Origin of the sequence: Psychrobacter sp. UBA3480, assembly GCF_002377945.1 — a bacterium.
In the GTDB taxonomy this organism is placed as follows: Bacteria; Pseudomonadota; Gammaproteobacteria; order Pseudomonadales; family Moraxellaceae; genus Psychrobacter.
The window spans coordinates 41,440-51,148 of record NZ_DFQV01000017.1; the positions used below are offsets into that span (position 1 = coordinate 41,440).

7 protein-coding genes are annotated in these 9,709 nt (G+C 41.1%); 3 read left to right on the forward strand and 4 right to left on the reverse strand.

Going from position 1 to position 9,709, the window contains the following annotated elements:
• Positions 1–9: 9 nt before the first annotated feature.
• Positions 10–813 (reverse strand): DnaA regulatory inactivator Hda, encoded by an 804-nt coding sequence (gene hda, locus B2863_RS06350; protein ID WP_102093670.1) that lies wholly within the window; start codon positions 811–813, stop codon positions 10–12.
• Between the two features lie 328 nt (positions 814–1,141).
• Positions 1,142–2,248 (reverse strand): AI-2E family transporter, encoded by a 1,107-nt coding sequence (locus tag B2863_RS06355; RefSeq protein ID WP_160022555.1) that lies wholly within the window; start codon positions 2,246–2,248, stop codon positions 1,142–1,144.
• 519 nt (positions 2,249–2,767) lie between these two features.
• Between B2863_RS06355 and purM the strand changes: the two genes are divergently transcribed.
• Together purM and purN are read left to right on the forward strand one after the other, a co-directional pair.
• Entirely contained in the window at positions 2,768–3,829 is a 1,062-nt protein-coding gene (gene purM / locus B2863_RS06360) for a phosphoribosylformylglycinamidine cyclo-ligase (protein WP_296208362.1), read from the forward strand.
• Entirely contained in the window at positions 3,829–4,521 is a 693-nt protein-coding gene (gene purN / locus B2863_RS06365) for a phosphoribosylglycinamide formyltransferase (RefSeq protein ID WP_296208365.1), read from the forward strand. The genes purM and purN overlap by 1 nt, the downstream gene beginning before the upstream one ends.
• A gap of 171 nt (positions 4,522–4,692) precedes the next feature.
• Here purN and B2863_RS06370 read toward each other — a convergent pair whose 3' ends face one another.
• Together B2863_RS06370 and B2863_RS06375 are read right to left on the reverse strand one after the other, a co-directional pair.
• Positions 4,693–6,066, reverse strand: a complete 1,374-nt coding sequence (locus B2863_RS06370) for an NAD-dependent succinate-semialdehyde dehydrogenase (protein ID WP_296208367.1) — start codon at positions 6,064–6,066, stop codon at positions 4,693–4,695.
• Between the two features lie 403 nt (positions 6,067–6,469).
• A complete protein-coding gene (locus B2863_RS06375) occupies positions 6,470–7,459 on the reverse strand; it encodes a LysR family transcriptional regulator (RefSeq protein WP_057761159.1) in 990 nt (329 codons plus the stop codon).
• A 718-nt stretch (positions 7,460–8,177) separates the two neighbouring features.
• On the opposite strand from B2863_RS06375, the gene B2863_RS06380 reads away from it, so the two are divergent.
• Positions 8,178–9,709, forward strand: a 1,532-nt coding sequence (locus B2863_RS06380; RefSeq protein ID WP_296208370.1) for an isocitrate lyase, incomplete at its 3' end; no start/stop codon positions are given.

Here is a 9,709-nt window from a genome sequence, read left to right on the forward strand (position 1 = left end):
GTCTTACTGCTAAAAATCAAGTGGCATCGTATGTTGGTCTTGATCAGGCGTGTCGTTATCCACTTGCGTCTCTTGAGCGATATCCGCCAGCTCCGCGGCTAGCGTCTGCTCATCGATGGTACGCAGAGCATCACTTATGACTGCTTTTGAGATATTACTGCGACCAAGGTTAGAAAACATTGGTTGAATATAATTAAGTACTTCCATCATCGCACCGATACGATGCGGTCCATCAGTTAGTAAGTGATCAATAATTCGATCGTCAAACTGCCATCCGCGCCGACGCAAAATAGACTGTAATAATGCTTGTCTGTCTGCCAAATCATGACCAGTAGGCACTTTAAAGGTCGGTGCCTGTGCCAGACGCGTCATTAAATCTCTTAACTGGAATGGTAAGTCGTCGGCTGGTTTATTAGCGGCAAACAATAACTGGCGTTGCCCTTCTCGGCTACGATTGATCAGGTGAAATAAAGCTTCTTGCCACTGGCTGCTCTGCTCAAGCACTTCCAAATCATCAATGGCGATAAGATCAAAGTTTTCTAACGATGATAGTACGTGAACATCTGTATGAATCAACTCATTAAGGGACAAACAGATAGCCGATTTATCCATTTCGATAAATGACTCGCAAATAGCAGACAGCAAATGGGACTTACCTGTAGCAGGGCTACCAAACAGATATAGTTGACCGATCAGGCCGACATGTAACTGCCGTACTGCATCAATAATCGACATCCAACCGGGACCGGCAAAGTCGCTGAGACTTGCATCATGCTTAATGTCCAGATTGAGACTTAGCTGTGCTTCTGCCATGAATCATCAACTCGTGTTGCGTAGTGCAATGGAAAAATACAATAAAAAAGATAGATTGTTTTGAGCTGTATTCATTACTATCAATACTAGCCGATACAGCTGTAAGTAATGTCCCTATAGCCTTTGCAAAAATAGGTTAATCACTTTGTCGAAAACAAATTTAGCAAAACTGGTACCAAAACGGTTGATACTATCAACACTGCGCCTATATATAACATATTTACAAAATGACTGACAAGTCTTTTACCCATTAAGCCTTATCAATCATTGCGTTCCTGTCTTAATATTGCATATCAATCTTTATCTAGCATGTTCAATAATAAGATAATTATCTTTTTTCAAACAATGCCAGTTGTTTACGACCTTTATAAAAGTCAGTGGTTCGATAATAGCTGTATAAATGGCGGAACAGGACGTTTAAGACAGCGGACACTGGTAAGGCGATTAACATACCGACAAAACCTAATAGACTGGCTCCTGCCAATACAGCAAATATGACCCACAATGGCGATAGACCAATCTTATCACCTAACAGCAATGGTTGTAGAATATAGCCTTCTGCTGCTTGTCCAATCAAGAACGCACCTACGACCAATGACAAATACGTCCAGTCCAATCCGAACTGAAATAAGCACGCGATAATAGCCGCGATAAAACCAATACCAAATCCTAAGTAAGGCACAAAACTGGCAATGCCTGCTACCATACCAATGATAAGCCCAAGCTCTAGCCCAATGAGCTGTAACTGTACAGCATAAATAGCGCCTAGCAACACCATCACCAGCAATTGACCTTTGATAAATGCCATCAATGCCAGATCACACTCTTTAGCTATTTCAGTCACTTTTTGGCAGTAAGCACCTGGTATCGCCATTTTCCAGTTATGCAAACGCTGGTCCCAATTAAATAGAAAATAAAAGGTCAAAATAGGCACCAATACAATAAGACCTGCATTATTGATGAAGTTCATACTTGAGGTCAGTATTTGGCTCATCATGGTGCTAGCATCAGCGAACTTATAATTCGTTTGCATATAATCGACGAGAGTATCGGAAAACTCTTTCGACTCTAATTGGGGCAATTTGATACGAGTATTACTATTGAACCACTCTCGTACGACTTGATTGTACCAATTAAATATCTTTGGCAAATAATCCCACGCCGCTTGCAGCTGATGCCACAATGTCGGTACCAACCACCACAATAATAACGCCATCCCCAGAGTAATCGTCGAGTAGACGATAATAATCGCGACCCAGCGCTTGATGTATTTTGATAAGCGCTTGACTAGAGGATTAAATAGGTAAGCCAACATAAAGGCAAAAACGAAGGGTACGATGACGGGCATCATCAAATACAAGAGAAATACAGCCACAACTAATGCCACGACAATAAATAAACGCCGAAAAAAAGGATCTATTGGTTGGTTCATCATGGCAAATAATCCTATAGTTGGACAGGTTTAAAAAAGTGACAGGTTTGAAAAAGTGACAGAGAGTCAGTCAGTGATAGCGATTTCTAAATGATATAACTATAGCCATCACGATGTGTCACTAGGCGAATTGCTTTTTTCTCATTAGTTTTAGCTAGCTAAACTGAGACGTATCAAAGTCCCTAAAAAGCCTGATTCTTAATAAATTTATGTTTCTTAGTTTTTATTCTATCAATCACATTTGAACTTGTATTAAGGCCATTATTGACAATAAATTTAGCGTTCTATTATCGCAGAGTACAACAAAAAATCAGTCATTTTTTGTTTCTTAACGGCTTATTTGCCACTTAATGCAAATCTTAGTCAAATATTGGCAAGTTGCTTTGCGAGTACGGTCTGTTTTTGGGTATAATGCGCGCACTGTCTTTAAACTTTACTTTTGAACTTTATAACGCTGATTTTTGCGTGCTCAATTACTTTACCTTCTAATCCCAATTATCTATCCCCAACTGTGAGATGACTATGAGTGACAAGCCTTCTTTAAGCTACAAAGATGCCGGTGTTGATATCGATGCAGGCGATGCTTTGGTTCAGCGAATCAAGTCCGTTGCAAAAGCCACTACTCGTCCTGAAGTCGTGGGTGGACTTGGCGGTTTTGGTGCGTTATGCCGTATCCCAACAGGTTATACTTCACCATTATTGGTTTCTGGCACTGATGGCGTCGGCACCAAACTAAAATTGGCGCTACAGCTGAACCGTCATGACACGATTGGTATTGATTTGGTCGCGATGTGCGTCAATGATCTATTGGTTTGCGGCGCAGAGCCATTATTCTTCTTAGACTATTATGCAACTGGTAAGCTGGATGTTGATGTAGCGGCGACTGTCGTGACTGGTATTGGTGATGGTTGTAAACTAGCTAACTGTGCGCTCATCGGTGGGGAAACTGCTGAAATGCCAGGCATGTATCAAGATGATGATTACGATCTAGCTGGATTCTGTGTAGGCGTGGTTGAAGAAGCAGAAGTCGTCACTGGTGAAAATGTTGCAGAAGGCGATGTACTGATTGCACTTGCCTCAAGTGGCGCGCACTCAAACGGCTACTCACTGGTTCGTAAAGTCATCGAAGTGAGCGGTGTGGATGTTACAAGTAGCGACGAGCAACTAGACGGTCAGCCTATTCAAGACGCTCTAATGGCTCCTACCCGTATCTATGTAAAAGCAATCAAAGCATTACAAGATACGCTTGGTAGCTCAGCCTTACATGCGATGTCACACATCACAGGTGGTGGTCTAACGGACAACTTACCACGTGTACTACCTGATAATCTAGCGGCTAGCATCGATACCACTAGCTGGCAGTTCTCAGAGCTATTCACTTGGCTACAGACCCAAGGTAATATCGAGCAGAGCGAAATGTACCGTACCTTTAACTGCGGCGTTGGTTTTGTCATCGTTATGCCAAAAGACAAAGCAGAAGCTGCTATTCAGACTTTAACTGATGCAGGCGAGACAGCTTGGCAACTAGGTGAAATGGTCAAACGCAGCACTGATGAACAGGCAGATGCAGTGGTGTACCGTTAATGTCAGTTGATAACGCAAGCCAGCCTATCAAACCATTGCGTATTGCTGTTCTAGTCTCAGGAAGTGGTAGCAACCTGCAAGTGTTAATCAATGCAATGCAAGCAGGCGCACTACCAATTGAAATAGTTGGTGTCATTAGTAACCGTGAAGACGCTTATGCATTGACACGTGCTAAAGATGCCAATATTCCAGTTGCGGTATTGTCACACGTTGCTAAAGGTAAACGTATGGGCATCAAGACGTTTGAAACCCACGCCAACGAGCAGCTAATAGCATGGCAACCTGATTTAATCGTCTTGGCTGGGTTTATGCGTGTACTAAGTGGCTCATTTATCGATAATGTACCAGCGCCCATGATTAATCTTCACCCTTCTCTACTTCCGGTTTATAAGGGTTTAGATACTCACAAACGAGTCATACAAGCGGGTGAACGTTGTCATGGTTGTAGTATTCATAAAGTGACAGCGGAGCTTGATGCAGGTCAGGTATTGACTCAAGCCGTATTAAATGTCGATATCAACGATACAGTAGAGAGCTTACAGTCACGGGTACAGAAACTTGAACATCAGTTGCTACCTTGGACGATTTTACTACTAGCAAAAAATGTATTGCCACTTGAAGCAAATAATACATCATCGCAAATACAAACTTATTTACCTAAGTTGCCTTTGCAATTGCTGATAGACGGATAAAAATCTCGGCTTATTAAGCTGCTTTTAATACCACTTTATATAGCTCAATAAAAAGCCCAGTTACTCATTATGAGCAACTGGGCTTTTTTATTTGATAACTATTTATTATTTACTATCATTTAAAATCGTAACTAGTTATCTATTTAGCTAATTCGTCTAATTAGTTCATTTTTAGAATACATGAACCGCTTTGATGTTGACAAACTCTTTGATACCGAAGCCACCATGCTCACGGCCATAACCTGAATTTTTCACGCCACCAAATGGCAGTGCAGGATTGGCAAGACCATAACCATTGATATAAACCATACCTGTATCAAATTGCTCACGTGCTAGACGAACAGCTTTCTCTTCATCTTTTGAGAAAATTGCACCACCTAGACCATAGCGACTGTCATTAGCGATGCGCATTGCATCGTCTTCATCTTTGGCACGAATCAATGAAGCGACAGGGCCAAATAGTTCGTCATCGTATGCAGGCTGACCTTTTTCAACGTTCTCTAAGATAGTTGCTGGATAGAAGCTACCTTTACCTTCAGGTACTTTACCGCCAACAGCGATCGTTGCACCTTTAGCCACACTTTGCTCTACTTGCTCATGTAGCTGCTCACGTAGATCTGCACGTGCTAATGGACCGATATCTGAGCTATCATCCATTGGGTCACCCGCTTTAGTACCTTCAAATTTCTCAACGATACGTTTACGGAACTCATTATATACGCTATCGACTACGATAAAGCGTTTGGCCGCTACACAAGTTTCACCGTTATTGATTAAACGTGCTTGAGTACAAGTTTCTACAGCAGTTTCGATATCAGCATCTTCTAATACGATAAATGCATCATTTGAACCTAGCTCTAGTACCGCTTTCTTAATTGCTTTCGCTGCTTGCTGACCAACGATCACGCCTGCTTTGTCACTACCTGTCAATGTCACGCCGCGTACTTTGTCATTGCCAATCAATGCTTCTGACTGGTCATGATCAATGATAATCGTACGGAACAAATCACTTGGTAATTCAGACTCGTGAAGAATTTTTTCAATTAATAAACCAGAGCCTGTTACGTTAGATGCGTGTTTTAACAGGATGCTATTACCCGCCATTAGATTTGCAATGGTGTAACGGAATACTTGATACGCTGGGAAGTTCCAAGGCTGCATGCCGTAGATGATACCGATAGGTTGATACGTCACTAGTCCTTTCTTCATGCTTTCGATATCACGTACATCATCAGCCAAAGAAGCAACGCCGTTTTCAGCAGTGTAATCACAGATAGCTTTGCAAAGATCAATCTCTTGCATGCTTTGGCTATACAACTTACCACGCTCTTCAGTCATCAGTTTAGCCAACTCTTCTTTATACTCCATCAGCTTATCACCGATAGATTTGATGACACGGCCGCGCTCTTCGTGACCTACTGTACGCCATTCTAAAAATGCGTTATGTGAAGCGTCGACAATCTTGTTGACTTCATCGTTGCTCATATAATTGTAGTTACTGATTTCTTCGCCCGTGGTTGGGTTAATAGTAGTAATGTCTGACATAGTTACTGTCCTTATTATTCGAATTTATATTTGGGATTTATAGTCGGGTTTATTGCCACTTGTAGTTATTTTGCTGTGACAGTTTTAATTATTAAATTTACGTCGATAGCACAATCTATTGGTAGCTCGTTTTCTATCTGCCGTTATCTTAACAAGCTATTTGATGAAAAGTTTTACAATATATTGTGAAGTGTGTTGAAGATGTTAATAGTGTGACTGACTTATTAAGTAAAGCTAAATTCAACATATTAACTATTAACCCTTAGGACATAAAAAAACCAGCCTAGTGGCTGGTCTAATAACTATATAGAGTGAAAGCTAAAGAAAAATATTTTTATTAAAAATTAAGATAATCAGGAATATTCTGCTCTAATAAAAGATAGATTCAACTCACACAAACCAATCAAAACAAATGATTAATGACAGGTATCTCTTGAGGCGGATTTTCTTCTTCAGCAACGACTTGTCGTGCCACATGCATAATTAACTGACGTAACCAGCGATGGGCTGGATGATGCTGCAACAGAGGTGACCATGCCATCGTAAGCTCAAACTCAGGAATGAAAAACGGCGGATCTTCCATCATGATACTGTCATTGTTTGCCTGCATTCTTGCTACACGCGTGGGCAAAGTCGCTATCAAATCTTTATTTGCTGCAAGCATAGCAGGCATTTGATAATGTCGAGTAAAGACACTGATTTGGCGTTTTTGACCAAGGCGCTGCAAGGCTTGATCGATAGACCCTAGTCCACCAGATTTTTCTGGATTGACCCCAAAACCCACACCCATACCGGTTTTAGATACCCAGACATGTTGTGCTTTAAGGTAGTTTTTCAGATTAAAACGATTGGCATAAGGACTGTCAGAAGATAATAGGCAGCTAAAAGTATCGCGCCATACTAGAACCTGATGAAAACTTTGAGGTATCTCATTAAAACGGTTAATTGCTAAATCAACTCGTCCCTGCTCCATATCTCGGTAAGAGACGTCTGATGGAGTCAAAAAGTCCAAAATTACATTAGGTGCTTCAGAACGTAGTGCTTTTACCAGCTTAGGCACTAAAGTCGCTTCGGCATAATCCGATGTCATGATACGGAACACACGAGAGGTACTATAAGGGCGGAATTCGGTACGTGGCTCCAACACTTGAGTCAAGTCAGCGAGTATCTCGCGGATACGTGGCTGTAACTCAAGGGCGCGTTCAGTCGGTGTCATACCCTCAGATGAGCGTACCAATAATGGATCATTAAACAGCTTACGCAAACGGCGCAAGATATTACTCATAGCAGGCTGAGTAATCCCAAGCTGCTCGGCTGCGCGAGTAACGTTTTTTTCTCGTAGCAACACATCTAGATGGACTAATAAATTTAAATCAACCCGCTGCAAATTCATATTTGGTTCTCTTGGCTTTTGAATAAACGCCATATTAAGGCTGGCATTTGTAGTGCTGCTACGTTGATTTGTGCGCTGTAACAGCATAATCTCATTATTTTTTACTAATTTCGTTCTGGTTTTTTCTGATAGATGTGCATTATAACTCATTCAACCTATCGTAAGGCCCTGTTATATAAACATTATATCATACAGAAATACCAAAGATAACTATCATAAATTAGATAAATCTTGGTAAGGTGGTTATAGTGAGTTCTATAAAGGATTTGCAGCATAGATGACGAACCTTAGGTTCATAAGCTGTTTTTATCCGATTAAATATTGTCGCTAAGTAATATATTAATGGTTTTTATCAGTCATTAAATACGGTTAATTGACCTCATTATTGTAACATCTCTTGCTACCAATTATGACATCACTGGCTATTAAGTATTCAGATACCTTTTAGATATTTCAGATACCTTTTAGATATATAGTGAGAATCGATAAATATTTATAAATCAGCAATTATTTTCAACTGTTGAGTTCAGCAAACTTCTTGTAATAGCGTAGCGGTTTGTTTAGGGTAAATAGAGCTTCGATAGATAAATGATAGACCAAATTTTGAATATTACTTTTTAGTACAAAGGTTTTAGTAAAGCGGATTTTAGTAAAACGACAGACCCATTATTTTAACAATTAACTTATTTGTTTTTACACCCCACCAAGGAGACTATAGATGTCAACTGCATATAAATCAGCGATCGACTTAGTACGTGAATTAAAGCAAAAGCACGGCAACTGGCAGAACATTAGCGAAGTTGATGCTGCACGTATGATGTCACAAAACCGTTTCAAAACGGGTTTGGATATCGCAAAATATACTGCAAAAATCATGCGTCAAGACATGGAAGATTATGACAATGATACGTCTCAGTACACGCAGTCTTTAGGTGCATGGCATGGTTTTGTTGCACAGCAAACTATGTACGCTAAGAAAAAATATTTCGGTACGACTTCTAAAACTTATATCTACCTTTCAGGTTGGATGGTAGCTGCCCTACGCTCTGAGTTTGGTCCACTACCTGACCAATCTATGCACGAAAAAACATCAGTACCTAAGCTAATCGAAGAAATCTACACCTTCTTGCGTCAAGCAGATGCTAAAGTGTTGAACGACTACTTCCGTGAGCTAAACGCTGCTGAAGAAGCTGGCCAAGATACTTCTGCTATCCTAGAAAAAATCGAAAACTTTGATTCACATGTTGTGCCAATCATCGCTGATATCGATGCAGGTTTCGGTAACGAAGAAGCTACTTACCTATTGACTAAGCAAATGATCGAAGCTGGTGCTTGTGCCATTCAGGTTGAAAACCAAGTATCTGACGCTAAGCAATGTGGTCACCAGGCTGGTAAAGTAACTGTACCGCATGAAGACTTCATCTCTAAGCTAAACGCTATCCGTTATGCATTCCTAGAGCTTGGTGTTGAAGACGGCGTTATCGTTGCTCGTACTGACTCTGAAGGCGCATCACTAACGCAAAAAATTCCAGTATCAAATGAGCCAGGCGATCTTGCTTCTAAATACATCGATTTCATCGAAATGGAAGAAGTAACGCTAGAAAATGCTCAAGAAAACGACAGCCTACTTAAGCACAACGGCAAACTAGTACGCCCAGTTCGTCTACCTAACGGTCTATATCAGTTCCGTGAAGAGACTAACATTGACCGTGTTGTACTTGACTGTGTAACTGCTCTAGAAAACGGCGCTGACCTACTATGGATCGAAACACCGACTCCAGACGTAGAGCACATCAAAATGATGGTTGACCGTATTAAAGAGCAACAGCCTAAAGCCAAGCTTGTATACAACAACAGCCCATCATTCAACTGGACGCTTAACTTCCGTAAGCAAGTTATCGCACAGTGGGAAGAAGAAGGCAAAGACATCTCTGCATACAATAAAGATGACTTAATGAGTGCTGATTATGACGGTACTGAGCTTGATGCTGCCGCTGACGTAGCCGCTAAGAACTTCCAACGTGATGCGTCACGTGAAGCTGGTGTATTCCATCACTTAATCACGCTACCGACTTACCACACGACTGCTCTTAGCGTTCATGAACTTGCTAAAGGCTACTTCGGTGAAGAAGGTATGCTTGCTTATGCAGCTGGCGTACAGCGTAAAGAAATCCGCGAAGGCATCTCTTGTGTTAAGCACCAAGCAATGGCTGGTTCTGACCTTGGCGATGACCACAAAGAAATCTTCTC

What these genes read in the sequence shown, in the direction of transcription:
- hda (WP_102093670.1), bottom strand. Translation starts at nt 813, where the DNA reads ATGGCAGAAGCACAGCTAAGTCTCAATCTGGACATTAAGCATGATGCA.
- B2863_RS06375 (WP_057761159.1), bottom strand. Translation starts at nt 7,459, where the DNA reads ATGAATTTGCAGCGGGTTGATTTAAATTTATTAGTCCATCTAGATGTG.
- B2863_RS06370 (WP_296208367.1), bottom strand. Translation starts at nt 6,066, where the DNA reads ATGTCAGACATTACTACTATTAACCCAACCACGGGCGAAGAAATCAGT.
- purM (WP_296208362.1), top strand. Translation starts at nt 2,768, where the DNA reads ATGAGTGACAAGCCTTCTTTAAGCTACAAAGATGCCGGTGTTGATATC.
- B2863_RS06355 (WP_160022555.1), bottom strand. Translation starts at nt 2,248, where the DNA reads ATGATGAACCAACCAATAGATCCTTTTTTTCGGCGTTTATTTATTGTC.
- purN (WP_296208365.1), top strand. Translation starts at nt 3,829, where the DNA reads ATGTCAGTTGATAACGCAAGCCAGCCTATCAAACCATTGCGTATTGCT.